Origin of the sequence: Geobacillus sp. 46C-IIa (assembly GCF_014679505.1) — a bacterium.
Classification (GTDB): domain Bacteria; phylum Bacillota; class Bacilli; order Bacillales; family Anoxybacillaceae; genus Geobacillus.
On the sequence record NZ_CP061474.1, the window covers coordinates 589,215 to 615,941 of the forward strand.

25 protein-coding genes and 1 pseudogene are annotated in these 26,727 nt (G+C 55.8%); 16 read left to right on the top strand and 10 right to left on the bottom strand.

Features of this window, described 5'->3' with window-relative positions; translation table 11 throughout:
- Positions 1–60: 60 nt before the first annotated feature.
- From IC803_RS03035 to IC803_RS03045, 3 genes are all read left to right on the top strand, one after another.
- Positions 61–1,551: an aldehyde dehydrogenase family protein gene (locus IC803_RS03035; protein WP_081208200.1), complete on the top strand. Its 1,491-nt coding sequence runs from the start codon at positions 61–63 to the stop codon at positions 1,549–1,551.
- Positions 1,552–1,796: 245 nt separating this feature from the next.
- Entirely contained in the window at positions 1,797–2,711 is a 915-nt protein-coding gene (locus IC803_RS03040) for a R2-like ligand-binding oxidase (protein ID WP_233134465.1), read from the top strand.
- Between the two features lie 34 nt (positions 2,712–2,745).
- Complete coding sequence (locus tag IC803_RS03045; protein WP_081208202.1) at positions 2,746–3,984, top strand: AAA family ATPase; 1,239 nt, start codon at positions 2,746–2,748, stop codon at positions 3,982–3,984.
- 26 nt (positions 3,985–4,010) lie between these two features.
- Here IC803_RS03045 and IC803_RS03050 read toward each other — a convergent pair whose 3' ends face one another.
- On the bottom strand, positions 4,011–4,202 hold the full coding sequence (locus IC803_RS03050) for a hypothetical protein (protein ID WP_143421075.1): 192 nt from the start codon (positions 4,200–4,202) through the stop codon (positions 4,011–4,013).
- A gap of 151 nt (positions 4,203–4,353) precedes the next feature.
- Positions 4,354–5,865: a response regulator transcription factor gene (locus IC803_RS03055; RefSeq protein ID WP_081208206.1), complete on the bottom strand. Its 1,512-nt coding sequence runs from the start codon at positions 5,863–5,865 to the stop codon at positions 4,354–4,356.
- A 240-nt stretch (positions 5,866–6,105) separates the two neighbouring features.
- Here IC803_RS03055 and IC803_RS03060 point away from each other — a divergent pair, with 240 nt between their 5' ends.
- Positions 6,106–6,627: a MogA/MoaB family molybdenum cofactor biosynthesis protein gene (locus tag IC803_RS03060; RefSeq protein ID WP_081208208.1), complete on the top strand. Its 522-nt coding sequence runs from the start codon at positions 6,106–6,108 to the stop codon at positions 6,625–6,627.
- A gap of 72 nt (positions 6,628–6,699) precedes the next feature.
- On the opposite strand, the pseudogene IC803_RS03065 reads toward IC803_RS03060, so the two are convergent.
- Positions 6,700–7,647, bottom strand: a pseudogene (locus IC803_RS03065) (acyl-CoA synthetase); the annotation flags it as partial.
- A 185-nt stretch (positions 7,648–7,832) separates the two neighbouring features.
- Positions 7,833–8,168 (bottom strand): hypothetical protein, encoded by a 336-nt coding sequence (locus IC803_RS03070; RefSeq protein ID WP_081208210.1) that lies wholly within the window; start codon positions 8,166–8,168, stop codon positions 7,833–7,835.
- Positions 8,169–8,348: 180 nt separating this feature from the next.
- Between IC803_RS03070 and IC803_RS03075 the strand changes: the two genes are divergently transcribed.
- Positions 8,349–9,569: an argininosuccinate synthase gene (locus IC803_RS03075; RefSeq protein ID WP_081208212.1), complete on the top strand. Its 1,221-nt coding sequence runs from the start codon at positions 8,349–8,351 to the stop codon at positions 9,567–9,569.
- A 49-nt stretch (positions 9,570–9,618) separates the two neighbouring features.
- The gene (gene argH, locus IC803_RS03080; protein WP_081208214.1) at positions 9,619–10,998 is read left to right on the top strand and encodes an argininosuccinate lyase; all 1,380 of its coding nucleotides are present in this window, start codon (positions 9,619–9,621) and stop codon (positions 10,996–10,998) included.
- Positions 10,999–11,281: 283 nt separating this feature from the next.
- Here argH and IC803_RS03085 read toward each other — a convergent pair whose 3' ends face one another.
- Positions 11,282–11,728 carry a universal stress protein gene (locus tag IC803_RS03085; protein WP_081208216.1) on the bottom strand — a complete coding sequence of 149 codons (447 nt, stop codon included), beginning with the start codon at positions 11,726–11,728 and terminating at the stop codon, positions 11,282–11,284.
- Between the two features lie 113 nt (positions 11,729–11,841).
- Between IC803_RS03085 and IC803_RS03090 the strand changes: the two genes are divergently transcribed.
- The 3 genes from IC803_RS03090 to ald all read left to right on the top strand — a co-directional run bounded on the left by IC803_RS03090 (position 11,842) and on the right by ald (position 14,047).
- Complete coding sequence (locus tag IC803_RS03090) at positions 11,842–11,982, top strand: hypothetical protein (RefSeq protein WP_168157868.1); 141 nt, start codon at positions 11,842–11,844, stop codon at positions 11,980–11,982.
- A 97-nt stretch (positions 11,983–12,079) separates the two neighbouring features.
- On the top strand, positions 12,080–12,844 hold the full coding sequence (locus IC803_RS03095; protein WP_081208218.1) for an SDR family oxidoreductase: 765 nt from the start codon (positions 12,080–12,082) through the stop codon (positions 12,842–12,844).
- A gap of 87 nt (positions 12,845–12,931) precedes the next feature.
- Positions 12,932–14,047, top strand: a complete 1,116-nt coding sequence (gene ald, locus IC803_RS03100) for an alanine dehydrogenase (RefSeq protein ID WP_081208339.1) — start codon at positions 12,932–12,934, stop codon at positions 14,045–14,047.
- 141 nt (positions 14,048–14,188) lie between these two features.
- Here the strand turns inward: ald and IC803_RS03105 are convergent, their stop codons facing one another.
- A complete protein-coding gene (locus IC803_RS03105; RefSeq protein ID WP_081208220.1) occupies positions 14,189–15,283 on the bottom strand; it encodes a M24 family metallopeptidase in 1,095 nt (364 codons plus the stop codon).
- Between the two features lie 139 nt (positions 15,284–15,422).
- Here IC803_RS03105 and IC803_RS03110 point away from each other — a divergent pair, with 139 nt between their 5' ends.
- The gene (locus IC803_RS03110; protein WP_081208222.1) at positions 15,423–16,103 is read left to right on the top strand and encodes a metal-dependent hydrolase; all 681 of its coding nucleotides are present in this window, start codon (positions 15,423–15,425) and stop codon (positions 16,101–16,103) included.
- Between the two features lie 132 nt (positions 16,104–16,235).
- On the opposite strand, the gene IC803_RS03115 is transcribed toward IC803_RS03110, so the two are convergent.
- Positions 16,236–16,472: a hypothetical protein gene (locus tag IC803_RS03115; RefSeq protein ID WP_143421076.1), complete on the bottom strand. Its 237-nt coding sequence runs from the start codon at positions 16,470–16,472 to the stop codon at positions 16,236–16,238.
- A 259-nt stretch (positions 16,473–16,731) separates the two neighbouring features.
- On the opposite strand from IC803_RS03115, the gene IC803_RS03120 reads away from it, so the two are divergent.
- Entirely contained in the window at positions 16,732–18,039 is a 1,308-nt protein-coding gene (locus tag IC803_RS03120) for a CBS domain-containing protein (protein ID WP_081208224.1), read from the top strand.
- Between the two features lie 140 nt (positions 18,040–18,179).
- Here IC803_RS03120 and IC803_RS03125 read toward each other — a convergent pair whose 3' ends face one another.
- Complete coding sequence (locus IC803_RS03125) at positions 18,180–18,488, bottom strand: YtpI family protein (protein ID WP_081208226.1); 309 nt, start codon at positions 18,486–18,488, stop codon at positions 18,180–18,182.
- A gap of 100 nt (positions 18,489–18,588) precedes the next feature.
- Between IC803_RS03125 and IC803_RS03130 the strand changes: the two genes are divergently transcribed.
- Complete coding sequence (locus tag IC803_RS03130) at positions 18,589–19,536, top strand: DHH family phosphoesterase (RefSeq protein ID WP_081208228.1); 948 nt, start codon at positions 18,589–18,591, stop codon at positions 19,534–19,536.
- A gap of 128 nt (positions 19,537–19,664) precedes the next feature.
- Here IC803_RS03130 and ytrI read toward each other — a convergent pair whose 3' ends face one another.
- Both ytrI and IC803_RS03140 read right to left on the bottom strand, forming a co-directional pair.
- A complete protein-coding gene (gene ytrI, locus IC803_RS03135; protein WP_081208230.1) occupies positions 19,665–20,168 on the bottom strand; it encodes a sporulation membrane protein YtrI in 504 nt (167 codons plus the stop codon).
- The gene (locus IC803_RS03140) at positions 20,165–20,506 is read right to left on the bottom strand and encodes a sporulation membrane protein YtrH (RefSeq protein WP_063165028.1); all 342 of its coding nucleotides are present in this window, start codon (positions 20,504–20,506) and stop codon (positions 20,165–20,167) included. Before IC803_RS03140 ends, ytrI begins: the two co-directional genes overlap by 4 nt.
- A gap of 115 nt (positions 20,507–20,621) precedes the next feature.
- On the opposite strand from IC803_RS03140, the gene dnaE reads away from it, so the two are divergent.
- From dnaE to accA, 4 genes are all read left to right on the top strand, one after another.
- On the top strand, positions 20,622–23,903 hold the full coding sequence (dnaE, locus tag IC803_RS03145; RefSeq protein ID WP_081208232.1) for a DNA polymerase III subunit alpha: 3,282 nt from the start codon (positions 20,622–20,624) through the stop codon (positions 23,901–23,903).
- A gap of 209 nt (positions 23,904–24,112) precedes the next feature.
- Complete coding sequence (locus tag IC803_RS03150) at positions 24,113–24,715, top strand: FadR/GntR family transcriptional regulator (RefSeq protein WP_081208234.1); 603 nt, start codon at positions 24,113–24,115, stop codon at positions 24,713–24,715.
- Positions 24,716–24,790: 75 nt separating this feature from the next.
- A complete protein-coding gene (gene accD, locus IC803_RS03155; protein ID WP_081208236.1) occupies positions 24,791–25,663 on the top strand; it encodes an acetyl-CoA carboxylase, carboxyltransferase subunit beta in 873 nt (290 codons plus the stop codon).
- Positions 25,648–26,625 (top strand): acetyl-CoA carboxylase carboxyl transferase subunit alpha, encoded by a 978-nt coding sequence (gene accA / locus IC803_RS03160; RefSeq protein ID WP_063165032.1) that lies wholly within the window; start codon positions 25,648–25,650, stop codon positions 26,623–26,625. Before accD ends, accA begins: the two co-directional genes overlap by 16 nt.
- Positions 26,626–26,727: the final 102 nt, after the last annotated feature.

Sequence of the window (26,727 nt, forward strand, 5' to 3'; positions counted from 1 at the left end):
AAACGCGCTGCCTCCATCGGCTTTGCGCCCGATATAGCGGTTGGGAAAGGAGAAACGACGATGATTTCTGTGAACACAACAGAAGCTGGTTTATGGATAGGAGGGGAATGGCAGCCGGCGGCGGATGGCGCGATGTTCGACGTCATCGACCCGGCGACAGGCCAAGTGACGGCCCGTGTGGCCAACGCCGGGGAAACAGATGTCAACAAGGCGGTCGCCATCGCCGAAGAGGCGTTTTCGGACCGGCGTTGGCTCTCGATTGCGCCGCTCGAGCGCGGGCGCATCTTGCGGCGCATCGCCGAACTGATCCGAAAGCATCATGATGAGCTCGCGCAGCTGATGACGCGGGAAAACGGCATGCCGATCAATCAAGCGCTGTTTATTGAAATTCCGCTCGCCGCCGACTGCTTCGACTTTTTCGCCTCGCTCGTCGTCAAGCCGCAAGGGGAGGTGCTGCCATTTTCCGTCGCTGGCTCGTCGCCGGATTACATGGCATGGACGGTGAAAGAGCCGATCGGGGTGGCTGGGCTCATCACCCCATGGAATTTTCCCCTCTTGATGCCGACGTGGAAAATCGCCCCGGCGCTGGCGGCGGGCTGTACGATGGTGTTAAAACCGGCGCCGGAAACGCCGCTGACGGCGTTGAAGCTTGCTGAGATTTGCCATGAGGCCGGCGTGCCGGAGGGCGTCATCAACGTCTTGCCTGGACTCGATGAGGCCGGAAAAGCGCTCGTCAGCCACCCTGGGGTGCCGAAAATCGCATTTACCGGCGAAACGGCAACCGGACGCCACATTTTGCAAGCGGCCGCCCCCCACATTAAGCGGGTGACGCTTGAGCTCGGCGGGAAGTCGCCGAATATCATCTTTGCCGACGCTGACTTGGAACAGGCGGCGAAAAGCGCGCTGTTTGGCGTGTTTTACAATTCAGGGCAAGTGTGCCAGGCAGGAAGCCGCATTTTAGTCGAACGGCCGGTTTACGAAACGTTTGTCGAGCTGTTGGCCAGCAAAGCGAAAAAGCTGAAAGTCGGCCCCGGCGCGGATGCGCGCAGCGACCTTGGCCCCGTCATCAGCCGGGAGCAATACGAGAAAGTGTTGCGCTACATTGACATCGGCAAGCAGGAAGGGGCGAGGCTCGCGGCGGGAGGGAGCGCGTTGGTCGGGCTTGGCGGAGGCTATTTCATCGAACCGACGGTCTTTGCCGATGTCAAGCCGTCGATGGGCATCGCCCGTGAAGAAATTTTCGGGCCGGTCGCCGCTGTCATCCCGTTTCAAGATGAAGAGGAAGCTGCCTCCATTGCCAACGATACGATTTACGGCTTGGCGGCGGCGGTTTGGACGAACGACATCAAACGGGCGCTCCGCCTCGCTCGGCGGGTGAAAAGCGGAACCGTCTGGCTCAACACGTACCAAGTGCTGTCGCCGACCGCGCCGTTTGGCGGCTACAAGCAAAGCGGCCTCGGCCGCGAGCTTGGCATGCAGGCGCTTGACGCCTATCTCGAGACGAAAACGGTCATTTGCGATTTGAACGATCGGCCGATGACCTTGTTCTAAAAGAAACGATCAGCTGTTTAGAAGGATGGTGAAAAACGGCTGTCACGAGCAAATCAGCGGCATTTTGCCAAAAAAGAAGGCTGATTTCGCAAAGTTTTTCTAATTGAGAAATAGATGGAACTAGCAGTGTGTTGTACGAAATCACCAGCCTCTTAGAGAATGCGCAGCAAGGACGACGCGTTTTTGCTTTCCGCGGCATGACGGGCCGATTCATGGCAGCCGAACTTGACAAGGAGGGGAATGAGATGGTCCATCATGACGGTTTTCAAACGGTGAAAGGAACGATCGATTGGGAGCATCCGATGTACAAATTGTATGAAAAAGCGAAGCGGAATGGGAAATGGAACCCGGCCGACATCGATTTCAGCCAAGACCAGAAGGATTTTGCCAGCTTGACGAGCGAAGAAAAAATTTCCGCGCTGCCGCTCGTCGCCGGCTTTTCCGCCGGAGAAGAGGCGGTGACGCTCGATATTTTGCCGATGGCCAACGCCCTCGCGCGCCAAGGGCGGCTTGAGGATGTCCTGTTTTTAACGACGTTTATGCACGATGAAGCGAAACATGTCGAGATGTTTTCCCGCTGGCAGCAAGCCGTCGGCATCGGGCAAATGGACTTGTCCGTCTTTCATAACGACCATTACAAACGCATCTTTTACGAAGCGCTGCCGGAAGCAATGAACCGGCTGTATGCCGACGACTCGCCGGAAGCAGTCATCCGCGCCGCCACCGTCTACAACATGATCGTCGAAGGGACGCTCGCCGAATCGGGGTATTATACGTTCCGGCAAATTTACAAAAAAGCCGGGCTGTTCCCGGGTCTTTTGCAAGGCATCGACTATTTGAACATGGACGAGGGCCGCCATATTCAGTTCGGCCTGTACACGATCCAGCGGCTCGTCAACGAAGACGAGCGGTATTACGATTTGTTCATCCAATATATGGACGAATTATGGCCGCATGTTGTCGGCTATGTCGCCTATTTGACCGAGCTCGGACAGCGCCAGCAGCAGCTCGCCCGCACGTATGCGCTCGAGATCGACTATGACATGCTCAACCGCTATGTCGTCAAACAGTTCAACATTCGCAAAAAACAAATCAGCCGAGCGAAGCGGTATGACAGCGTCGAGGAGCTGGAAAAAACGTTGAGCGAGGCGGAACGTTGAAAATCGAAGCAAGGTTGCCGACAGGGGGATGAAGATGGCGGAACGCTTGAGAAAACTTGTCGCCCTTTCCGTTGTGGCTGTTTTGGCTGCTGTCGCCGGCTGGCTGTTGGGCGGCGCCGGCCGAGCGGCGGCGGAAGGACAGGAAAGAGAAGGATTTGTCATTCATGCCGATCAAGTGGTGGGGACGATCGATTTAGGAGGAATCGTTCTCAAAGCGCCGGTCGTTTTAACGGGAGATATGCCGATCGCCTTTATGCAAGCGAAAATATACGGGATGACATTGACGAAACAACAAACGATCGCCGGGCGCACCGTGTCGTTTACGTTCCACACCGATCAAGTTGCGCGGACGAAATGGATGAAAATGAGAGTGAAAAAAATGGAGATCGGTGGGCTGTGTACGGACGGCGTGCCGCTTGTTGAGCAATGTTTGAAAGATGTAACGGTCGTGGCGACGGAACTGACAGCCGATGAGCTTGCCATTCCGCAGCTATCGGCGCAGGCAGCGTTTGGAACGGCTTCCGCGGATGGCGGCAGTTCGATGAAATCAGATGGAGGCCAACTGCCAGAGACATCAACGAAAACCGACCAGCCGGCTGCACCGTCATCAGAACAAAAGCCAACCGCGCCATCGGAACCGAGCGTGTCACCGAACGAACCGTCTTCTACAGCGCCGGGCAGGGAACCGGTGGACGGAAGCGGCAACGGATCAGGGGATGGAAGCGATCCATCATCCACCCCACCGGCGCCTGGAAACGAAGAAGCGCCATCAAGCCCGACTGCTCCTGCCGAGCCGCCGTCAACCATCCCTCCTCCAGCGCCTGACTCGGTGGGCGGGTTGATCGAGGAAGTGAAAGACGAACAGAAAAAAACGAGCGAGCTGATCGATCAAATCAGCGACGCGGTGACATCCGCGGCAAGCGAGAAGACGCTCGATGGCATCGAGCAGCTGATCCGCAGCCAGACGGAGCAGCTGACGGAACAGCTGGAACAAATCGATGCTATCTGGCAACAGACAAATGAACAGTGGAAGAACATGCAGCAGGAGTTAAGAGAGCATAAGCCGCCGGATGAGGCAGGGAGCGGACGACGGCTGCCGACGCAGGAATTGCTCGCGCCGCTTTCCGATGCGGGAGAAGGAAAGGGGATGATCGAACAGGTGACGGAACGCATTCAACAGTATGAAGCGCAGCTTGAACAGCTTGAGAAAGTGAAACAACAGCTCGAACAACAGAAAAATGAGCTGAAACGCTGGATGCGGGCGCTGCCTTAAAAGCTTGGCGAAGGGCAAAGGCCTTCTCAAAGCAACAGACGGGCGCGCAAAAAGAGAATCCCGTGCATAGCGGCGTGTCCGCTTCCCTTCCCATCTTTTCTGGAAGACTGGTGAAACACGATTATTTCTGCCGGGTCGATGGAGTTCGTCGGGAAGGAAGAGCTGATTTTACAAAGCTTCTCAGCTTGAGAAAGACCAGCTTTGAGCTGCTTTTTCATGAAATCAACGTCTTTCTGGAGCAAGAAAAGGCAGTGCGCCGGATTCGCGCTGCGCCAGCTGCCGAAAAGGGGCGTTTCCCTTTCGATGGCGGCGCATGACGAAAAAAAAGCGGCGCGCTGCTTTTTTCTTGGCGCCAAGGGGGAGAGGGCTTCAAATAATGCCGTCGCGGATCGCTTTCACAATGGCCTCCGTCCGATTTTTGGCGTTCATTTTTTGCAAAATGGCCGACACATAGTCGCGCACCGTATACTCGCTTAAATGAAGCCGTTTTGCGGCCTCATAGGTCGACGCGCCTTCGGCGACGAGCTTCAGCACCTCGATTTCCCGCGGCGACAAGTGAGGCGTTGATGGAACGAGCTCTGGACGGCCGCCGCTGAATTTCGCCAGCACCTCCCCGGCGCTTTGGCCGAATTTCATGACCGCGGTGAAAATGTCGCTCGACAACGTGAACGGGCGCCCAGGGCCTTGATCCAAAATGGCCGCACCGATGAGCCGGTTTTCTGACGGGGCGTAAATCGGGGCGATGACGATCGATTCGAGTTGGAATTGCTCCACATATTTCGCTGGCAGCCCTTCCGCCGCGTCGGACAAGTAGATGGGCGGCACATTCGCTATATGACTGCCGAGCAGCTGCAACTGCTGCACGTACTGTTTAATGAGCGGCAAAGCGTTGATGTTCTCGCGAATGTTTTTGATTTGCTCGTTGTCAAGTTTGTATCCGTAAAGCCCGAATCCGCTTTCATTCTCGCTCGAGTAGGCGAACAGCGCGCAGCGTTCAAACGGCAAATAGGCGACAAAGCCGGACGAAATGTATTCCACCGCCTGCTGCAATGATTTCGCGCGCATGATCCATCGATCGAATAAAATGACGGCATCTTTCCAAAGTTGGTCTTGTTTCGTTTGCTCAAGCGCCATTCCCCCGGCGTGAAACAATTCGAACGAATGAAGGAGAAACGGAAGGACTTGATGATCCGTTTCATCTGTGCAAAACAAGAAAACGCTTTCCTCCCACGGAAGCGGAATGACGCGTTTCTTTCCTCTCGCCTTTGGCATATAGGCAAGCAACTGTTCCCCCAGGGAAAAAATGGTGTCAGCTTCCAATATGTGAATAGCTGTCGGCAGCCACTCTGTTTCTCCGTATAGTTTTTTGACGTAAAAGCGGCCGTCCATCTTGTCCAGTTCGGCGATCCAATGGATGGGCATTTGTCTTGAGGCGGCGAGCTGTTCCAAAAACCGGCCGATGTCCGGCTGGCCGTCGAACGTTTGGGAAAAGGCGGATTCATATATTTTAGAAAACAAATATTGCACCGCTTGGTGGTCATGAAACGTGCTGTCGGGCGCGGATTGGACGACCTCATGGACTGCATTTTCGAGCAGGGTGAACACGAAAGTCATTTTGTTGGATGGCGCAAAATGGGGATGACTCCGCCAGGCGTCGCCCACTGCTTTCAGCCATTCGCCAGTCCCGCTGCCCTCTTCAAACAGTTGATGGGAAAACAAGTCCATGGCAGCCCCGAACGATTCGGCAGCCGTATGTTGCTTCGTTTCAAGCTCGCACCATTTTTCCTTCCAACGAGCGGCGATTGAGCTGTGATGCCGTCGGATGACCGCTACTCCCTCCTGCAAAATCGCGTTCAGTTTTTCGTGCAACGTACGGTGCACCGCTTTTCCCTCCTCTCGCCAAATGGCTTCTTTCGTTTCAACAGTCACTATAGTTTCTGTATTAATATTATAACAATTCAGTCTATTATATAACAAATATTTTTGCCCAAAAGTGTACAAGAAAGGCGGCTGGCTTCATTGAGCCAACAAGAGGCCGTCGGCACGACGCGCTGTGTTGGCGGCAGGGCCGACTGATTTTTGCTATACTATAGCCAACAACAAACAAAGGAGGGGAAAACGATGAGCACGATCCAACATAAACAAGAAGCCCCGAAAACCGTCCGCTGCAAAGTCATCACCGTCAGCGACACGAGAACCGAGAAAACCGACCGCAGCGGCCGGCTGATGATCGAGCTGCTCGCGGAAGCCGGGCATGAGGTCGTCAGCTATGAGATCGTGAAAGATGAAGCGGACGCCATTCGCGAGGCGGTGCTGGAGGGCTGCCGCCGCCTTGATGTCGACGCGGTGCTCACCAATGGCGGCACCGGCATCGCTAAGCGTGATGTGACGATTGAAACGGTCGGCGCGCTGCTCGAGAAAGAACTCGTCGGCTTTGGCGAGCTGTTCCGCTTCCTAAGCTACACCGAAGACATCGGCGCCGCCGCCATGCTGTCGCGCGCCGTCGCCGGCGTGGCGATGGACACCGCCGTCTTTTGCACCCCCGGCTCCACCGGCGCCGTGCGCCTCGCCATGACGAAGCTCATTTTGCCCGAACTTGGGCATGTGGTGCGGGAGATTCGGAAGGATGGGGAGAAGCAGTGAGAGATGTGTTTAACGAAAGGAGAACATCAGCGGAGAAGAGGATGCCCCGCAGCGGGCATCCTCTTTCACTCATCAAGCTTTGATGGACTTTTCCCTCTCTTGGTTGCGCAGGATGAAGCGCTGGATTTTGCCGCTCGGCGTTTTCGGGAGTTCGGCGACAAATTCCACTTCGCGCGGGTATTCATGTTTGGATAAGCGCGTTTTGACGAACAAGGACAGCTCTTCGGCCAGCTCGTCCGACGGCGCAAAGCCTTCTTTCAGCACGACAAACGCTTTGACGATTTCTCCTTTGACGGGATCCGGCTTCCCGACGGCGGCCGCTTCGACGACGGCCGGATGCTCAAGGAGGCAGCTTTCGATTTCAAACGGTCCGATGCGGTAGCCGGCGCTTGAAATGATGTCATCCGCCCGCCCTTGGAACCAGAAATACCCGTCTTCGTCTTTGGTCGCCAAATCGCCGGTCAAAAACCAATGGCCGACAAGCCGTTCGGCGGTTTTTTCAGGGTCTTTCCAATACCCTTTAAAGACGTTTGGAATCGAGTTGGTGTTAAAGGCAATTTGTCCGACTTCGCCATCGGCGACCGGATTTCCATTCTCATCGAGCAAGGCGATGTCAAAGCCCGGAAGCGGCCATCCCATCGAGCCCGGACGGATGTCCATCGCGGCGGCGTTGAGGTTTCCAATCAACATCAACGTTTCCGACAAGCCGTAATGATCGTGGATCGTGACGCCCACATGCTCTTGGAAAAAGCGAATGACTTCCGGATTGAGCGGTTCGCCGGCTGAGCTCATGGCGCGCACGTTCAGCTGATAGCGGCGGATGACGTCCGCGCCGGCCGCCGCCATCGCCCGGTACGCGGTCGGGGCATACGCAAAGTTCGTGACGCCGTATTTTTCCATCAAGGAATAGCACGTTTCCGGTTGAAACGGCCCTTCATAAAAGACGATCGGCACGCCGAACGCCATCGGCGCAAAGGTGCAAAAGATCAACCCGTACGCCCAGCCCGGGTCGGCCCCGCCGAGAGTCAAATTAATAATAATTCAAATAGAACTATCAAATAGAACTAAAATTCAACATATTGTTAAAGAACAGTGTCATGGCAAGTGAATTTGTTTGCACACAACACGGGTAGAGCAGATGGCCTCGAAAGCTCCGGCAACGATGGGAGGCGAGGCCATGGACAAAAAAGAGGCATCCGGTTTCGTCAGCGTGTTTTGCTTTTTACCGCAGTTGCCTTTTCAAAGGAGATATTGGGACTCACCCGATACCAAATCCATAAATCATTGATGATGGAAGCGAGTTCGGCCACTTCCGCATTCAGCCGGCACGAGCGCGCAAAATCGGCTTCGCGGCCAAGCGCGTCTTGCTTCTCATTGATTTGCCGTTCCAGCGCCGCGATGCGGTCAGGGATTAAACCGCGGATCGCTTCCCACTCGAGCAAAATCGCCTCCTGTTCCTCGGCGCTGTAGTCTTCCCAAGGCTTGTCCAACTGCGGCACGCGGATGCCGAGCCGCGCGTCATTGACAAATCGATGGTTCATCTAATCCCCTCCCTTTTCTCCATTATACTAAAATGTGTCAGAACGAGGGGTGGAATTTTTATGCTTTTCGTTGAATAAGTATTGAAAAATCATCGAAAAGCTGATAAAGTGATTAATGTATCCGATTTGAATATTTATTTATATTTAAGTATATTTATGTGACAGGAGAGGAGAACGACCATGGCAAATCCAAAATTGGTGCTGGCCTATTCCGGCGGTTTAGATACATCGGTAGCGATTAAATGGCTGCAAGAGCGCGGGTATGATGTGATCGCCTGCTGCCTGGACCTTGGGGAAGGAAAAGATCTTGATTTTGTAAAAGAAAAAGCGCTCAAAGTCGGGGCGATCAAGTCGTACGTCATCGACGTCAAAGACGAGTTTGCGAATGACTATGCGCTCATCGCTTTGCAGGCGAACGCGCTGTATGAAGGGAAATATCCGCTCGTCTCGGCGCTGTCGCGTCCGCTCATCGCGAAAAAACTCGTTGAAATCGCCGAGCTCGAAGGCGCCGTGGCGGTCGCCCACGGCTGCACGGGGAAAGGGAACGATCAAGTGCGTTTTGAAGTGTCGATCAACGCGCTCAATCCGGATTTGGACGTCATCGCCCCCGTGCGCGAATGGAGCTGGTCGCGCGAGGAGGAAATCGAATACGCGAAAAAACACGGCATTCCGATTCCGGTTGATCTGGACAGCCCGTTTTCGATCGACCAAAACTTATGGGGCCGCAGCAACGAATGCGGCATTTTGGAAGATCCGTGGGCCGCGCCGCCGGAAGAGGCGTACGAGCTGACGGCTTCGCTTGAGAACGCGCCGGATGTGCCGGATGTCATCGAGATCGGCTTTGAACAAGGCGTGCCGGTGACGTTAAACGGGCAAGCATACCCGCTTGCGCAATTGATTTTGGAGCTGAACGCGCTTGCCGGCAAGCACGGCGTCGGCCGCATCGACCATGTTGAGAATCGCCTTGTCGGCATCAAGTCGCGCGAAGTGTACGAATGCCCAGGGGCGATCACGCTCATTAAAGCGCATAAAGAGCTCGAAGACTTGACATTGGTGAGAGAAGTCGCCCATTTCAAACCGATCATCGAGCAAAAAATCGCCGAAGTCATTTACAACGGCCTTTGGTTCTCGCCGCTCAAAGACGCGTTGGTCGCGTTTTTGAAAGAAACGCAGAAAAACGTCACCGGCGTCGTGCGCGTGAAGCTGTTTAAAGGCCATGCGATCGTCGAAGGGCGCAAATCGCCGTTCTCGCTCTATGATGAAAAACTGGCGACGTATACGTCGGAAGATGAATTTGACCATCAAGCGGCGGTCGGCTTCATTTCGCTGTACGGCTTGCCGACCAAAGTCAACAGCATCGTGAACAAGCAACACAAAGCGTCGGTGCCAGCCGGCCAATAAACCATCGAGAAAAGGAAGGGGGAAGTCGCATTCCTCTGCGGCGTGAGGCGTGAAAAAGCTTTGGGGTGGACGGTTTACGAAAACAGCGGAAGAATGGGTCGACGAGTTTGGCGCGTCGATCCCGTTCGACCAAGAGCTCGTCGAAGAAGACATTGAAGGAAGCCTCGCCCATGTGACGATGCTTGGCGAGTGCGGCATTCTGCCGGCGGACGACGTGGAAGCCATCAAAGGCGGGCTTTTGCGCCTGCTCGAAAAAGCGAAGCGGGGGGAGCTCGAGTTTTCGGTCGCGTATGAAGACATTCATTTAAACATTGAAAAAATGTTGATCGACGACATCGGCCCGGTCGGCGGCAAGCTGCACACCGGACGGAGCCGGAACGACCAAGTGGCGACCGATATGCATCTATATTTGCGCAAGCGCGTCGAAGAGATTCTCGGCCTCATCCGCGGGCTGCAGCGGGCGCTTGTGTCTCAGGCCGAGAAGCATGTCGACACGATCATGCCGGGGTATACGCATTTGCAGCGGGCGCAGCCGATCTCGTTTGCCCACCATCTGCTGGCGTATGTTTGGATGTTGGAGCGCGATTATGAGCGGTTTTCCGAGTCGCAAAAGCGCATCAACAAGTCGCCGCTTGGCGCCGGAGCGCTCGCCGGCACGACGTTTCCGATCGACCGGCAGCGGACGGCGGAGCTTTTGGGCTTTGCCGATATGTACGAAAACAGTTTGGATGCCGTGAGCGACCGTGATTTTATCATCGAATTTTTAAGCGACAGCTCGATGCTTATGATGCATTTGTCGCGGCTCGCTGAGGAGCTCATCCTTTGGTCAAGCCAAGAGTTCCAGTTCGTTGAGCTTGATGACGCGTTTGCGACCGGCAGCAGCATCATGCCGCAAAAGAAAAACCCGGACATGGCCGAGCTCATCCGCGGCAAAACCGGGCGCGTGTATGGGCACTTAATGGCCTTGTTGACGGTGATGAAAGGGCTGCCGCTCGCCTACAACAAAGATATGCAAGAAGATAAAGAAGGCATGTTCGATACGGTGAAGACGGTCGTCGGGGCGTTGAAAATTTTCACCGGCATGATCGAGACGATGAATGTGCGCGCGGACGTGATGGAGCGGGCGACGAAACAAGACTTTTCGAACGCCACTGAGCTCGCCGATTACTTGGCTGCCAAAGGCATGCCGTTCCGCGAGGCGCATGAGGTCGTCGGCAAGCTCGTCTTGCGCTGCATCGAACAAGGCGTCTTTTTGGCGGATTTGCCGCTTGAAGTGTATCAGGAAGCGTCGCCGCTCTTTGAAGAAGACATTTATGATGCGTTGAACCCACGAACGGCGGTCAACCGCCGCAACAGCGCCGGCGGCACCGGGTTTGCCGAAGTGCGCGCAGCGCTTGAAAAAGCGAAAGAACGATTGGGCACCCTGTGACATGGCAGGGTGCTTTTTTGCCGCTTGATCGATATGGACGATGCGGCGGAGACCGCTGGCGGGGACGCGGCGGTGTGCTTGTTGAGCCTGCTGTCCGGTTGGGCAGTGCTTGAGCCCCAACATCGCCTAAGAGGCTGGTGATTTGGTGCAAAATACTGCTAGTTCCAGCTGTTTTTTCATTACAAACCCCTTGCGGAATCAGCTTTCTTTTTTTAGCGAAATGCCGCTGATTTGCGCATGACAGTCGTTTTTAACCGTCCTTCTATCGAAAGCGGGGCGGAGCTCATTCTTTCGGTGTCCTGACGACTAACACATCACATTTCGCATGGCGGACGATGTTTTCCGACACGCTGCCGATTAAGAACCGCTCAACCGCATTCAGTCCGGTCGCCCCGCAAATGATGAGGTCGGCTTTATATTTTGAAGCGACGTCCTTGGCGATTTTTACCTTCGGCGAGCCAAACGCAATGTCGGTCTCCACATCGTTGAGTCCAGCGGCGACAGCCTCGCTTTGATACCGCTTGAGCAGGTCGTTCGCATATTGCTCCGACCGCTCCGCGAGTGCATAATCATGCGCTTCGACGGTCGTAAAGCCGCGCAGATCAATGATGTGGGATAAAATGAGCTTCGCCCCGTTTCGCTTTGCCATTTCGATCGCTTTTTTCAGCGCCCATTCTGCTTCTTTCGAGCCGTCAACGGCGACGACGATCGTTTTGTATGTCGTTGCCATGCTCTCCACTCCCCTTGGATAAAAATGTTACTTCTATATGTAGTATACCCTCCCCGTTCTGGCGGGAAACTAGGCCATATCTTTCGATTTCGTGAACGAGGGAGGAAAAAACAATGGAAAAGCGGTATGACGGCTGGCAATACGATGAGGAAGAAGTGCGGACGATCACCGAGCAAATTACCGAATCGTATGAGAGCGGCATCATCGATGATGACGAACCGTATTACGACCCGCGCCGGGAAGTTGGCGAGTAACCATAGCGGCCACGCGCTATGGTTATTTTTTTGTATTCTCTCCTGTTTGTAGTAAAGTAAAAATGAGACAGGCGAATAGCGGCAAGGAGGGAGAACAGTGCGGCACGCCTTAATCACGGCCGGAGCAAAAGGGCTGGGGAGAAAAGTGACGGAGCTGCTGCTTGACAAAGGTTATTCGGTGACGGTCAACTACCGGAGCGATGAGCGGGCAGCGCGCTCGCTCCAAGAGCGGTATAAGGATGCGAGCGATCGGCTCCAATTTGTGCGCGGCGATGTGACGAACAAAGACGATTTGGCGGCGTTGATCGACGCCGCCATGGAACGGTTCGGCCGCATTGACTGTTTGATTAACAACGCTGGGCCGTATATTTTTGAGCGGAAAAAGCTGGCCGATTATACGGAAGATGAATGGTATGAAATGATCGAAGGCAACTTGAGTTCCGTGTTCCATTTGGTGAGGCGGACGATCCCGATTATGCGCAAGCAGCGGTTCGGCCGCATCATTACGTACGGATTTCAAGGAGCGGCCGATGCCCCGGGTTGGGTGCACCGCTCGGCGTTTGGCGCGGCGAAAGTCGGGTTGGTGTCGCTGACGAAAACGATCGCCCTCGAAGAGGCGGAATACGGCATCACCGCTAACATGGTCTGTCCAGGCAACATCGTCGGCGCCATGAAAGAGGCAGCGATCGCTGACGCCCGCGCGAAGCGGGATGAGGAGACACCGGTCGGGCGCCCGGGAACAGGTGAAGACATCGCTCGCGTCATCGCCTTTTTATGCGAGGACGATTCCGATTTCATCACCGGCGCCATCATTGACGTTACCGGCGGGGTGAACGTGCTGTACCGCCACTTTTTCCAATAGGCGCCCGCACCGCTTTTTCGTTTGCTTTTCCGCCGAACGGGGAACAATAAAAGGGGAAAAGTGAAGGAAACAGGAGGAAAAGCGGCCATGAAAATCGGAGTTCCGAAAGAGATTAAAAACAATGAGAACCGTGTCGCCATCACGCCGGCCGGCGTCATGACGCTCGTCAAAGCCGGGCACGACGTTTACGTCGAAACGAACGCCGGCGCCGAGTCAGGTTTTTCAGATGCGGAGTATGAAAGCGCCGGGGCGGTGATCGTGCCAAACGCCGAGGATGCATGGGCGGCGGAGATGGTGTTGAAAGTGAAAGAGCCGCTGCCGGAGGAGTTCCGCTATTTCCGGCCCGGGCTCATTTTGTTTACGTATTTGCATTTGGCGGCGGCCGGAGCGCTGACGAAAGCGCTTGTCGAACAAAAAGTGGTCGGCATCGCCTATGAGACGGTGCAGCTTGAGAACGGCTCGCTGCCGCTCTTGACGCCGATGAGCGAGGTGGCGGGCCGCATGTCGGTGCAAGTCGGCGCCCAGTTTCTCGAGAAGCCGCACGGCGGCAAAGGCATTTTGCTTGGCGGCGTCCCCGGAGTGCGGCGCGGCAAAGTGACGATCATCGGCGGCGGAACGGCTGGGACGAATGCGGCGAAAATCGCCGTTGGCCTCGGCGCGGACGTGACGATTTTGGACATTAACGCCGAGCGGCTGCGCGAGCTCGATGATTTGTTCGGCGACCATGTGACGACGCTCATGTCCAACTCGTACCATATCGCCGAATGTGTGCGCGAATCGGATTTGGTCGTCGGCGCTGTTCTCATCCCAGGGGCAAAAGCGCCGAAGCTGGTGACGGAAGAGATGGTGCGCTCGATGGCGCCGGGTTCGGTGCTTGTCGATATTGCGATCGACCAAGGCGGCATTTTCGAAACGACCGACCGCGTCACAACGCACGACGATCCAACATACGTCAAACACGGCGTCGTCCATTACGCCGTTGCCAACATGCCGGGCGCTGTCCCGCGCACGTCGACGTTCGCACTCACGAACGTCACGATTCCATACGCCTTGCAAATCGCCAACAAAGGCTACCGCGCCGCTTGCCTTGACAATCCGGCGCTGTTAAAAGGGATCAACACGCTAGACGGGCATGTCGTGTACGAAGCGGTGGCGGCAGCGCACAACATGCCGTATACCGATGTTCATCAATTGTTACGGTGACGAAAAGGCGGGGCGCCTGCTGATTCGCTGAAGAGGGAGCGCAAAAAGCAGGGCCCGGGCCCCCATCTTAATCAAGCGCAAAGCTGCCCGAACCGGCCTTGCAGCAGGTCGGCGGGCAGCTTTCGTTGTGCGGGCAATCCTTTAAACGATGATCAAGTCTTTCGAAAATGATGTCAGCACCTCGACCCCGCTGGCGGTGACAGCGACGTCATCTTCAATGCGCACGCCGCCGATCGCCGGGACGTAAATGCCCGGCTCAATCGTAAACACCATGCCGGGAGCAAGCGGTTCGGTGTTGGCGCCATGAAGAGATGGGTATTCGTGGATTTCGATCCCTAAGCCGTGGCCGACGCGATGGGTGAAGTACGGACCGTAGCCGGCTTGTTCAATGACGCTGCGGGCGGCGCGGTCGATCTCACCCATGGTGATTTGCGGGCGGCAGGCGTCGATCGCTGCCTGCTGGGCACGCCGGACGGTGTCGTAAATGAGCCGCTGCTCCTCGCTCGCCATCCGGCAGACGACGGTGCGGGTAATGTCTGAACAATAGCCGTCAACGATGACGCCTAAGTCAAACAAGACGAAGTCACCCGGGGCGACCGCTGCCGCTCCCGGCACGCCGTGCGGGTCGGCTGTGCGCGCGCCTGTGAGCACGGTCGTCGGGAACGACATCCCTTCGACGCCGAGCTTTTTTAGCTCATATTCAATGACGGCGACAAGTTCGAGCTCTGTTATGCCGGGGCGGATGGCCGATACGCCGATTTCGATCGCCCGGTCGGCGAGTTCGGCCGCCTGACGCAACCGCTTCATTTCTTGCTCGTCTTTCATGAGGCGAAGCTGGCGCAGTTTTTCTTCGGCATCCCGCCATTGGACGTTGGGAAACAGCGCCGAGAGCCGCTCGAAGCGGGCGAATGACAAATCGTTTTTTTCGACGGCAATCGAGACGGCCTTGATGTCGCGCGCTTCGAGATGGCGGCGGATCTCGTCCCACGGATCGGTGCTGTCGTCATAGCCGATCACCGCCCCCTCCCAGCCCGTGCGGCGGGCGCGGGGAGCTTCCATTTGCGGACAGACGAGCATGGGCTCGCCGTCAGGAAAAACGAGAAGCGCGAGCAGCCGCTCGTGCGGGTCGCACCAAAATCCGCTTAAATAAAAGACGTTGGCGCTTGACGTGATCAAGGCGAATGAACTATGTTGTTGTTGAAGCCAGGAGGAAAATGCTTGCAGCCGTTGATTCATCGTTCCATTCCTTCCTTTTTTGCTATGGTTTATTTTGAGCGTACCAAGAAACAGGCAACTTGTAAATGGACAAGCGGGAAAAGAAGGAAATGGACGCGCGGCGGCGAACCATGTTTAGGTGGAAAGGAGAGATGTAACTATGAAAATCAGTTACCATGGCCATTCGGTCGTCCGCATTGAAACGAACGGGAAAACGATTTTGATCGACCCGTTCATTACCGGCAACACGACGACCGATTTGAACGCGGCGGATGTAAAGGCGGATGTCATTTTGTTGACGCACGGGCATGGCGACCATGTCGGCGACACTGTTGACATCGCCAAACGAAACAATGCGCTTGTCGTGGCGACGTTTGAACTGGCGACGTATTTAAGCTGGCAGGGCGTCGAGACGTTCGGCATGAACATCGGCGGGGCGCGCCAGTTTGATTTTGGCACCGTCAAGTTTACGCAGGCGTTTCACAGCTCCGGCTTTGTGACCGATGACCAACAAATCATTTATTTAGGCATGCCGACCGGCATTTTGTTCACCGCCGAAGGCAAAACGGTCTACCATGCCGGCGACACCGGGCTGTTTTCTGACATGAAGCTGATCGGCGAGCGCCATTCAATCGATGTGGCGTTTTTGCCGATCGGCGACAGCTTTACGATGGGGCCGGAAGACGCGGCGGTCGCCGCCGAGTGGCTCGGTGCAAAACTGGTCGTGCCGATCCATTACAACACGTTCCCGCCGATCGCCCAAGACCCCGAGCGGTTCATCTCGCTCCTTCCGCCGGGCGTCGGCCGCGCATTAAAGCCGGGCGAAAGCATCGAGCTGTAAAGCAAACGGGGCTGACCCAAAAGGTCGTCTGCCCTCAAGATAGGCATAACATACAGTGCGGCAGAATCAGTCAGCGCGTATATATAGCAACGAAAGAGGGTGTCCCGGTCCTTTTGGGACACCCTTGTTGTTTCAATAAATGTTCCGCTCTAACAATTCCTCTTTGCGATATCCTTGGCTTCCTGAGTCACCATTCCCTCCTCCTGCATCGCTGTCGGAGAAATCATCATCCTCATCGCTATCATAGTAGTGATCGGAGTCGTCATAACTAGAGCTCTGACTCGCTTGATATCCTTTTTGGCTCGGAAGAAATAGAAAACAGCCGGTCACAATGATTATGGTGCCGAAAAATCCGTAATCGGCAAACACAAGGTAAATCCCCAGTAAAAGAACGAGCGCGTTGGCTACTCGAACAATGGTTTTTAGTTCCCTTCCCCCTAGTGTAAAAAATGGTGTTAATAGTAAATATGACTATTCGCCTCTAGATCTGTTGATTCATGATGAAACAAGATGAACATGCCGCAGGCAGAGGACGGGAAGATCACCGCTGCGGCCTGCCTAACCGTTGAACCCCCGCCGCCGCCACCGTTATAATAGAAAGTAACAATGCGTAAAGGGTGAAGGACTGTTGGCGACAAAACATGAACAAATTTTAGAATACATTCATCAGCTGCCGATCGGCGAGAAAATTTCCGTCCGCCAGATCGCCAAAGAAATGGGCGTGAGCGAAGGAACGGCATACCGGGCGATCAAGGACGCGGAAAACAAAGGATATGTGAGCACGATTGAGCGCGTCGGCACGATTCGGATCGAGAAAAAGCGGAAGGAAAACATTGAAAAGCTGACGTATGCTGAAGTCGTCAACATTGTCGACGGGCAAGTGCTCGGCGGGAAGGAAGGGTTGCATAAAACGCTGAACCGCTTTGTCATCGGCGCGATGCAGCTCGAGGCGATGATGCGCTATACCGGGGCGGGCGATTTGTTGATTGTCGGCAACCGGACGAAGGCGCATGAACTCGCGCTTCAGGCTGGGGCGGCAGTGCTCATCACCGGCGGGTTTGATACGGCCGACCACGTCAAAAAGCTCGCCGATGAGCGGCAGCTGCCGATCATCTCGACAAGCTACGATACGTTTACCGTGGCGACGATGATCAACCGTGCCATTTACGACCAGTTGATCAAAAAAGAAATTGTGCTCGTCGAGGATATTATTATCCCGCTGGAAAAAACAGCGTACTTGCGCGTCGATGATCCGGTCGAGCGGTGGTATGCGTTAAACAAAGAAACGCGCCACAGCCGCTTTCCGGTCGTCGATGACGATTGGAGAGTGCAAGGGATTGTGACGGCGAAAGACGTGCTTGATATGGATCGCCAGCTGCCGATCGAAAAAGTGATGACGAAGCAGCCGATTACGGTGAACGGAAAAACGTCGGTCGCTTTTGCCTCCCACATTATGGTATGGGAAGGGATCGAACTCTTGCCCGTTGTCGATGACCACCACCGGCTGCAAGGAATCATCAGCCGCCAAGATGTGTTAAAAGCGCTGCAGATGGCACAGCGCCAGCCGCAAGTCGGCGAGACGATCGATGATCTCGTCACCGCTCAGTTTCGCGAGTCAGGAGACAAAGAGACGCTGTTTCGCTGCTCGATCACCCCACAAATGACGAACTATTTAGGGACGCTCTCATACGGCGTGTTTACGACGATCGTCACCGAGGCGGCGGCGCGGATGCTGCGGGCGTACAAACGCGGCGATTTAGTGATGGAAAGCATCACCATTTATTTCATCAAGCCGGTGCAAATCGACAGCACGGTCGACGTGCAGGCGAAACTGCTTGAGCTCGGGCGCAAGTTCGGGAAAGTGGATGTCGAGGTGTATAACGAAGGGGCCATCGTCGGCAAGGCGATGATGATGTGCCAGCTGATCGACCGATAGACGCCGAAGGCGCGATCATCGGTGCGGCCATCCTTTAGAGGGGGCGGATGGGACAGTTCGCTCACCGGCACGAACATTGTCCTTTTAAAGGAAAAGGAGCGCACGCATGACCATGCTGTCTGCTGTGCACTCCTTGATTTCTACACCCGTTTCGCCGCTTCTTCCGCTTCTTTGACCGCCTGCGGCAAATAATGGCGGTAGGCGCGATAGCCGGCCCAAACGCTGCCAAAGCCCAGGGCGATAAAAATGGCGGAGACGATGTACGTCACCGTTGTCGAATACAAAAACAGTTGGTTGATGCCGAACAACGCGACAAACAACCCGAGCGCCATGCTCGATTTCGCCGAGAAAAACTGGCGCTCGATCGGACGACGGGCGCGGACATAGCGGATTTTATAATAGACGTAAAACGAAAAGGAAAATATAATGAAAATAACCAATGCTGGCATCGCTGCTCCCTCCGTTGTCCATTTCTTTTTCCATTGTACATAGAAACGGAAAAAAAGGCCAGCGGTTGAAAATGACAGGTGATCCAAAAGGGGAAGAACAATGAGAGAACAATGCCAAGAAATTTTAGATGTCATTCGCCAATTTGATACGATCATCATTCACCGTCATGTGCGCCCGGATCCGGACGCATACGGGTCGCAAGGCGGATTGGCGGCGCTGCTTCAGGCGTCGTTTCCGGAAAAGCGGGTGTATGCGGTTGGGACAGATGACCCGTCGTTGTCGTTTTTGCGGAAAATGGATGCCATTGACGATGCAGTCTATGAACAGGCGTTGGTCATCGTCTGCGACACAGCCAACGAGGAGCGGATTTGCGACAGCCGCTACCGGCTCGGGCGGAAGCTCATTAAAATCGACCACCACCCGAACGACACGCCGTACGGTGACATCATGTGGGTCAATCCAGATGCCAGCTCGACGAGCGAAATGATTTACGAGCTGTATTTGACTGGGAAAGATCAAGGGCTGACGATGACGACTGAGGCAGCGCGCTTGATCTACGCCGGTATTGTCGGGGATACGGGCCGCTTTATGTTTCCGCGCACGAGCGAAAACACGTTTCGTTACGCCGGGGAGCTCATTTCGTACGGCTTTTCGCTCACGGAATTGTACGACGGATTGTATCGAACGAGTTTGCCGCTTGCCCGTTTAAGCGGCTATGTACTGTCGAACTTTACGGTCGAGGAAGGAGTGGCGGCCGTCAAAATGCCGCGGGCGCTCCTTGAAGAGTACGGCGTCACCCCGCCCGAGGCGTCGCAGCTTGTCGGACTGCTCGGCAATATCGACGGCATTGTCGCCTGGGTGTTTTTTATTGAGGAGGAGAAGGAAATTCGCGTCCGCTTCCGCTCGAAAGGGCCGATCATCAACGTTGTCGCCAAACGGCACGGCGGCGGTGGACACCCGCTTGCGGCCGGCGCTTCCATCGCGTCATGGGAAGAAGCGGACCGCGTTGTCGAAGACGTGAAAGCCATCTGCCGAGGCGAGCGGTAAGGGAACATGGCCGTTCTTCTAGACAAAGAACCATATGCGCCGATGCGGCAATGAGAAAAGGTGTCCCGACGCTTTGGGGGCACCCTCTTTTGCCGCCGACGGGCAATGGCGCGCAGCCAGGCGCCTGGTTACGGGAGCGGCGTTAATTTTACTTCGACAGCTAAGACGGTGTAAATGGTGAGTGTGTGAATTTGGAGCCGATATGGTTTTTCGTGGATTGTATACGTTTTGTTTTCGATGGCCCGCTTGATCAATTCGCGGCTGTTGTACACTGTTTCAATATCCTTTGTAATTAAATGGGACAAGTCTTCTTTGACGCTGTCTTCGATGCGGAACGTCGTGTACGAGTCAAGTTTGTATTGCTCGGCGTTGGCGAGATGAACGGAAACGTCTTGCACGGTCAGCTTTTTTTTCATTTCTTTGTTGTAATGGATATAGTCTTCTTGCCAAATGCGGATTTCATTTTGCAAATCGGCGATCTGCTCGTTGAGCTCGTTGACATGCCGCACTTGTTTTTCCTGCAGGACGCCGAAAATATATAAAAAGACAAACCAGCTAATCAGCGCTCCGATCGCTGCGCCGGCGAAAAAGCGCTGCCATGAGGGGGATTGGTAATACGGAGGAATTCTCATGGCGAAATGTGCTCCTGCGTCAGCCACGTAATGATCGCTACCCCTGTTTGCGCGCCGCCCATGGCGGACAAAATAAGCAAAAATTGCCGTACGATATCTTTCGTTTCTCCAAGAAACAGCCCTCGCTCGACGACGTAAAACGTATCAAACGTCCCGCCGATGGCGGCCACCACCGCCCAAATGCGCAAATCGCCGGCGAACCGATACATGGCGGTCAGCGGTTGGCCGCCGCTCAAAAAAGCGCCGAGCGCGCCGATCATGGCGCCGCCGAGCAGCACGCCGACCGCGATGAAATAGCTTTGGATAAATGCCGGCAAAAAGGCCACTTTTTCGTTCATCTGTTTCCCCGCCCTTTCTTTATCTTTTACTATGTATATCAACAAATTGGACGGAATATGTAGCCGAAGGAAAAGTTTTCGCCCGTCAAACGGTACGGATGAAGGAGGGATGGCCATGACGTTCGTCCATTTGCATGTGTTAAGCGGATACAGCTTGCTGCAAAGCACGGCGACGGTCGAGGCGCTTGCGGCCAAAGCGAAACAGCTCGGCTACGAGGCTTTGGCGCTCACGGACCGCCATGTGCTGTATGGCGCCATTCCGTTTTACCGGGAGTGCCAGCGCCACGGCCTCCGCCCGATCATCGGCATGACGGCTGATGTCGCCCTTGACGGGGACGGTGCGGCATTTCCGCTCGTCCTGCTGGCGGCCAATGAGGAAGGATACCGTCATTTAATCGAGATCAGCACAGCGGTTCAAATGGGGGAAGAAAAGCACATTCGTGAGGACGACCTCCGCCGCTTAGGCGGGGGAATCATTGCCCTCACTCCGGGTCCGGACGGACGGGTTGAATCGCTGCTTGCATCCGGAGAGATTGCGCGGGCTAAAGAAGCGCTGCTTCGCTACCGGCAGCTGTTTTCCGGCCGTTTGCATATAGCCATCCGGCGCGGCGAGCGGACGCGCGCTCCGTATGAAGGCGAGCTGCTGCGGCTGGCTGAAGAGACCGGTGTTCCGATCGTTGCGACGAACGATGTCCGCTACGTTGAGCGCGAGGATGCACTCGCATGGCGCTGCTTGCAGGCGATTGACCGAGGGGTGCCGCTTGCAGATATAGCGGAAGAGGCTGAGCGTTATTTGGCGGCGCCAGACGAGATGGCCCGCCGCTTTGCGGATTTGCCGGAGGCGCTTGCCAACAGTATGGAGATCGCCAATCAATGCGCGCTCCATATCGAGTTCGGCCGTCGGCGGCTGCCGAAGTTTCCGGTGCCGGATGGAGAGACGGCGGATGATTATTTGCGCCGCTTGTGCGAACAAGGGCTCGCCCGCCGCGTGCCATCAGCTGACGCACGCTACTGGGAGCGGCTTGAGCATGAGATGCGCATCATTCAAGCGATGCGTTTTAGCGACTATTTTTTGATCGTCGCTGATGTGCTCGCCTACGCCCGCCAGCGCGGCATTTTGACCGGCCCGGGCCGCGGCTCGGCGGCCGGGTCGCTCGTCGCCTACGCTTTGTCGATCACCGATGTCGATCCGATCCAATACGGGCTCTTGTTTGAACGGTTTTTAAACCCGGAACGGGTGTCGGTGCCGGATATTGATTTAGATTTCCCCGATGACCGCCGTGAAGATGTGATCCGCTATGTCGCCGGCAAATACGGCCATGACCGCGTCGCACAAATCATTACATTCGGCACGTTCGGCGCCAAAGCGGCGCTGCGCGAGACGGCAAAGGCGCTTGGCGTCCCCAGGCGCGAAGCGGAACAAGTCATGGCGCTGCTGCCGAACAAACAAGGCGTGACCATCAGCCAATGGCAGCGCGAATCCGCCGCCTTCCGCCGCGCGTTCCGCGCTCTCCCTAACGGAGAGCGGTGGCTTGCGATCGCACAAAAACTCGAAGGGCTGCCGCGCCATACGTCGATCCACGCTGCTGGCGTCATCATCAGCCCAGAGCCGCTCATGCGCGATGTGCCGCTGCAGCCAAGCCATGGCGAGTGGCCGCTTACGCAATACGCCATGGGGGCGTTGGAAGCGCTCGGTCTATTGAAAATCGATTTTCTCGGCTTGCGCACGCTGACGCTGCTGGGTGAGATGGTGCGCCTCGTCGAACGGCAGACGGGGAAGCCGTTTGACGTGCGCGCGTTGCCGCTTGATGATGAAAAAACGTATGCGCTGCTTGGCGCTGGGGATACAACCGGCGTTTTTCAGCTCGAGTCAGGCGGCATGAAACGCGTGCTTGCCGAACTGCGTCCGTCGACATTGGAAGAGGTCGTCGCCGTCAATGCGCTGTACCGGCCGGGGCCGATGAACATGATTCCCACTTATATCCGGCGCAAGCGCGGCGAAGAGACGATTTCGTATCTCCATCCGGACCTTGAGCCGATTTTGGCGCCGACATACGGCGTTCTCATTTACCAAGAACAAATTATGCAAATCGCCGCCCGGCTCGCCGGGTTTTCGCTCGGCAAAGCGGATGTGCTCCGGCGGGCGGTGTCGAAAAAGGAAAAAGCGCTGCTCGCTGAATATCGGGAAGAATTTGTGGCCGGCTGCGCAGCGAACGGCTATCCGGCGCCGGTGGCCGAGGAGTTGTACCGGCAAATCGTCCGCTTCGCCGATTATGGCTTTAACCGAAGCCATGCCGTCAGCTATACGCTGTTGTCGTATGCGATGGCGTATATGAAAGCCCATTACCCGCGTTGCTTTTATGCGGTCATGCTCTCGAACGCGTCCGGTGATCGGGAAAAAATGGCGCTTTATAGCCGTGAGGCGTCACGAAAAGGCATTCCGATCCTGCCGCCGTCGGTCAACCGGAGCGGCTATCGGTTCACCGTGGAAGGGGAGGCGATCCGCGCGGGGCTGGCAGCGGTGAAGCACGTCGGCTCGGCGGCGAAGCTCATCATAGACGAACGAAGGGAGCATGGGCCGTTTGCCGACTTTTTCGATTTTGCCGTTCGCCTGCTGCCAAAGGGGCTGGCGCGTCCGGCGCTTGAGGCGCTGATTTCCGTCGGCGCGTTTGACGAGTTGGGCGGGGAGCGGGGTTCACTTTTGGCCAGCATAGAGATCGCCATCGAACACGTGCAATTGATGGGGCCATACTTAGAAGCCGGCGGTCGGTCGCTCAAGCCGAAATACGCGGATGCGCCGCCGCTTTCCCCTGCCGAGCGGCGGCAGCGGGAAAACGAATGGCTCGGCTTCGCTGTCACTCCGCACCCGGCCGTCGTCTGCCGCCCGCTGTTTCAAGCGGCTCGGGCGGTGCCCATAGCGGAGGTGCACGGTTCGCCGGCCGTGATCGGCGGCTGCATCGCTGAGCTGCGGAAAACGAGAACGAAGTTCGGGGATGAAATGGCGTTTATCACGGTCAGCGATGAAAGCGGAGAAATGGAGGCGGTCGCTTTTCCGTCTGTCTATGCCCGCGCGGCTGGCGAACTTGCGGAAGGGAATTTTGTGCTGCTCGCGGGAACGATGGAGATGCGCGCCGGACGGCGGCAGCTCGTTCTCCGCCGGGCGGAACGTCTGCCGGTGTCGGCGCTGTATATTCAGGCGAATCTTGCCGACAAACCGCGGCTTTCCGCGCTCAAGCCGCTGCTTGAACAGCATCGCGGCAGCACTCCGGTTTATTTGTACGATGAAGTCAAGCGGACGCTCCTCCGCCTGCCGGAGCAGTATCGCATCGCGTTGACCGCGCCGCTTGTCGATGCACTGTTCGCCGTGTTCGGCGCCGGTGGCCTAGCCGTCAAATAAATCGCCCTTTACTATTTCGTTATTTTGTTATATCGTATAACCATTAGGTGGTCAGACCAGTATGGAAGCTAGAAGGCAGGGGAAACAGCGGCTTCTCGTCATTCAACGGTTCTTAAGACCGTTAAAGAGCGGGATTCATAAGTTTTTTCATTTGAGAAATATCCTTATTACCCAATCGTCGGGAGGGATCTCCGTTCAACGACGAAAAAGTGTATGCCGAGACGCTGAAGCATATTCACCGTCTCATTGTTCAGGATGGCCTTGCCCCCGGCGATAGGCTGCCGTCAGAGCGGGAGCTGGCTGAACGGCTCGGTGTCGGCCGTTCGTCGGTGCGCGAGGCGCTGCGAGCCCTCGAATTTCTCGGCCTGATTGAGACGCGGCGCGGGGAAGGTACATACATGCGCGAGATCGGCAGCCATCAGCTGATCGATTTGCTGGCGATGTTTTTGCTTGAAAATGAACGGGCGAAAGCCGATTTGGCGGAAACGAAATGGCTTGTCGAACGGCTGCTCCTTGAGCTTTTCTGTCAACGCTATGGCGAGGAAGCCATAAGCAGGCTTGAAAAAACCGTTCGCCAAAAGCCGATCGATTTCGAGCGATTTTTTCAGACGGTCGCCGAGGCGGCCGACAATTATTTGCTTGTCCGCATTTGGCGGGCGCTGTCCGCGTTTGCGGCCGCCTTTGCGCCGGAGCCGCCGCTTGCGGATTCGTTTTATGACCAGCTGCTAGCAGCATTGAAAAAGCGCGATCGGACGGAAGCCATCGCCGTATGGGAGGCGCATCGGCCCTGGCCATTGTCGAAAAAGAACTGACACCGTTTGACAAACAATGATACCTATTTTCGATAAAGTAGTAGAGAGGCGAAAACGCAAAGGAGGGGCTCCCTCATGTGGAAAGATTTGTTTATAAAAAAGAAAAAATATGCGGCACTCCCTTCCGAGCAGGTGAGGCCCGAAGTGCCCGAAGGCGTGATGACGAAATGTCCGCAATGTAAAAAAATTATGTATACAAAAGAATTAGTGAAAAACTTGCGCGTTTGTTTAAGCTGCGGCTACCATCATCCGATGCCGGCGCGCGAACGGATTGCCAGCGTGCTTGATGACGGCAGCTTCCGCGAGTATGATGCCGGCATGGTGTCGGTCAACCCGCTTGGGTTTCCCGGCTACAGCGAAAAGTTGGAAGAAGACCGGCGCAAATCAGGGCTAAATGAGGCGGTCGTTACCGGTGAAGGGACGCTTGAAGGCCATCCGCTCGTCATCGCGGTGATGGACTCGTCGTTCCGCATGGGCAGCATGGGCTCCGTTGTCGGCGAAAAAATCGCCCGCGCCGTCGAGCGGGCGCGCGAACAACGGATGCCGTTTCTCATTTTTACCGCTTCCGGCGGCGCCCGCATGCAAGAAGGAGTGCTAAGCCTGATGCAAATGGCCAAAACGAGCGCCGCGCTCAAACGATTCAGCAATGACGGCGGCTTGTTTATTTCCGTTATGACCCATCCGACGACGGGCGGCGTGTCGGCAAGTTTCGCCTCGCTTGGCGATTACAACTTCGCTGAACCCGGGGCGCTCATCGGTTTTGCCGGCCGCCGCGTCATCGAGCAGACGGTGCGCGAAGAGCTGCCGGAAGATTTCCAGACGGCGGAGTTTTTGTTAAAGCACGGCCAGCTGGATGCCGTCATTCACCGCCATGAGCTCAAAGAGAAGCTCGCGATTGTGTTCGCAATTCATGCGGGAGGAGGGGAATCGGGATGGTGGCGGAATTAGAATTTGAAAAGCCGCTTGTTGAGCTGCGCCGCAAAATTCAAGAGCTGAAAGAGTTTATGAAAACGGCGGACGTCGATTTGTCGGCGGAAATCGAGAAACTGGAGGCGCGGCTCGCCAAGCTTGAGAACGAAGTGTATGCGAACTTGACGCCGTGGGACCGCGTACAAATCGCCCGCCATCCGCAGCGGCCGACGACGCTTGATTATATTGAGCGGCTGTTTACGAACTTTCTCGAATGCCATGGCGACCGCTGCTTTGGCGATGATGAGGCGATCGTCGGCGGCATCGCCGATTATGATGGGCTGCCGGTGACAGTCATTGGCCACCAGCGTGGCAAAGATACGAAAGAAAACTTGCGCCGCAACTTTGGCATGCCGCACCCGGAAGGCTACCGGAAGGCGCTCCGGCTGATGAAGCAGGCGGAAAAGTTTTCCCGTCCGATCATTTGCTTTATTGATACAAAAGGCGCCTATCCGGGCAAAGCGGCCGAAGAGCGCGGCCAAAGCGAAGCGATCGCCCGCAACTTGTTTGAAATGGCGGGACTGACGGTGCCGGTCGTCTGCATCGTCATCGGCGAAGGCGGAAGCGGCGGGGCGCTGGCGCTTGGTGTCGGCAACCATATTCATATGCTCGAAAACTCTACGTACTCGGTCATTTCGCCGGAAGGGGCGGCGGCCATCTTATGGAAAGATGCATCATTGGCGCAGCGGGCGGCGGAAACGATGAAAATTACCGCTCATGACTTAAAGACGCTCGGCGTCATTGATGAAATCATTCCGGAAGTGAAAGGCGGCGCCCACCGCAATGCCGACGAGCAGGCGAAAGAAATCGACCGCGTGCTGCGCGCTTCGCTTAAGCAGCTGCTGGCGCTCGACGGCGAGGCGCTCGTGGAACAGCGCTACGAAAAATTTAAACAAATGGGTCAAGTCTCGTTTTTACAAGAGACGATTCGGGCAAGATAAGGAAAAAGCTGTCTCCTTCTGTGGGACAGCTTTGTTCTGTTCAGAAAAACTTGTTCGTGTAAGCCGTTTCAGCGAAGGCTTCGATATTGTGTTCCGTAGTGG

What these genes read in the sequence shown, in the direction of transcription:
- IC803_RS03035 (WP_081208200.1), top strand. Translation starts at nt 61, where the DNA reads ATGATTTCTGTGAACACAACAGAAGCTGGTTTATGGATAGGAGGGGAA.
- IC803_RS03040 (WP_233134465.1), top strand. Translation starts at nt 1,797, where the DNA reads ATGGTCCATCATGACGGTTTTCAAACGGTGAAAGGAACGATCGATTGG.
- IC803_RS03045 (WP_081208202.1), top strand. Translation starts at nt 2,746, where the DNA reads ATGGCGGAACGCTTGAGAAAACTTGTCGCCCTTTCCGTTGTGGCTGTT.
- IC803_RS03050 (WP_143421075.1), bottom strand. Translation starts at nt 4,202, where the DNA reads ATGAAAAAGCAGCTCAAAGCTGGTCTTTCTCAAGCTGAGAAGCTTTGT.
- IC803_RS03060 (WP_081208208.1), top strand. Translation starts at nt 6,106, where the DNA reads ATGAGCACGATCCAACATAAACAAGAAGCCCCGAAAACCGTCCGCTGC.
- IC803_RS03070 (WP_081208210.1), bottom strand. Translation starts at nt 8,168, where the DNA reads ATGAACCATCGATTTGTCAATGACGCGCGGCTCGGCATCCGCGTGCCG.
- IC803_RS03075 (WP_081208212.1), top strand. Translation starts at nt 8,349, where the DNA reads ATGGCAAATCCAAAATTGGTGCTGGCCTATTCCGGCGGTTTAGATACA.
- IC803_RS03085 (WP_081208216.1), bottom strand. Translation starts at nt 11,728, where the DNA reads ATGGCAACGACATACAAAACGATCGTCGTCGCCGTTGACGGCTCGAAA.
- IC803_RS03090 (WP_168157868.1), top strand. Translation starts at nt 11,842, where the DNA reads ATGGAAAAGCGGTATGACGGCTGGCAATACGATGAGGAAGAAGTGCGG.
- ald (WP_081208339.1), top strand. Translation starts at nt 12,932, where the DNA reads ATGAAAATCGGAGTTCCGAAAGAGATTAAAAACAATGAGAACCGTGTC.
- IC803_RS03105 (WP_081208220.1), bottom strand. Translation starts at nt 15,283, where the DNA reads ATGAATCAACGGCTGCAAGCATTTTCCTCCTGGCTTCAACAACAACAT.
- IC803_RS03110 (WP_081208222.1), top strand. Translation starts at nt 15,423, where the DNA reads ATGAAAATCAGTTACCATGGCCATTCGGTCGTCCGCATTGAAACGAAC.
- IC803_RS03125 (WP_081208226.1), bottom strand. Translation starts at nt 18,488, where the DNA reads ATGCCAGCATTGGTTATTTTCATTATATTTTCCTTTTCGTTTTACGTC.
- IC803_RS03130 (WP_081208228.1), top strand. Translation starts at nt 18,589, where the DNA reads ATGAGAGAACAATGCCAAGAAATTTTAGATGTCATTCGCCAATTTGAT.
- ytrI (WP_081208230.1), bottom strand. Translation starts at nt 20,168, where the DNA reads ATGAGAATTCCTCCGTATTACCAATCCCCCTCATGGCAGCGCTTTTTC.
- IC803_RS03140 (WP_063165028.1), bottom strand. Translation starts at nt 20,506, where the DNA reads ATGAACGAAAAAGTGGCCTTTTTGCCGGCATTTATCCAAAGCTATTTC.
- dnaE (WP_081208232.1), top strand. Translation starts at nt 20,622, where the DNA reads ATGACGTTCGTCCATTTGCATGTGTTAAGCGGATACAGCTTGCTGCAA.
- accD (WP_081208236.1), top strand. Translation starts at nt 24,791, where the DNA reads ATGTGGAAAGATTTGTTTATAAAAAAGAAAAAATATGCGGCACTCCCT.
- accA (WP_063165032.1), top strand. Translation starts at nt 25,648, where the DNA reads ATGGTGGCGGAATTAGAATTTGAAAAGCCGCTTGTTGAGCTGCGCCGC.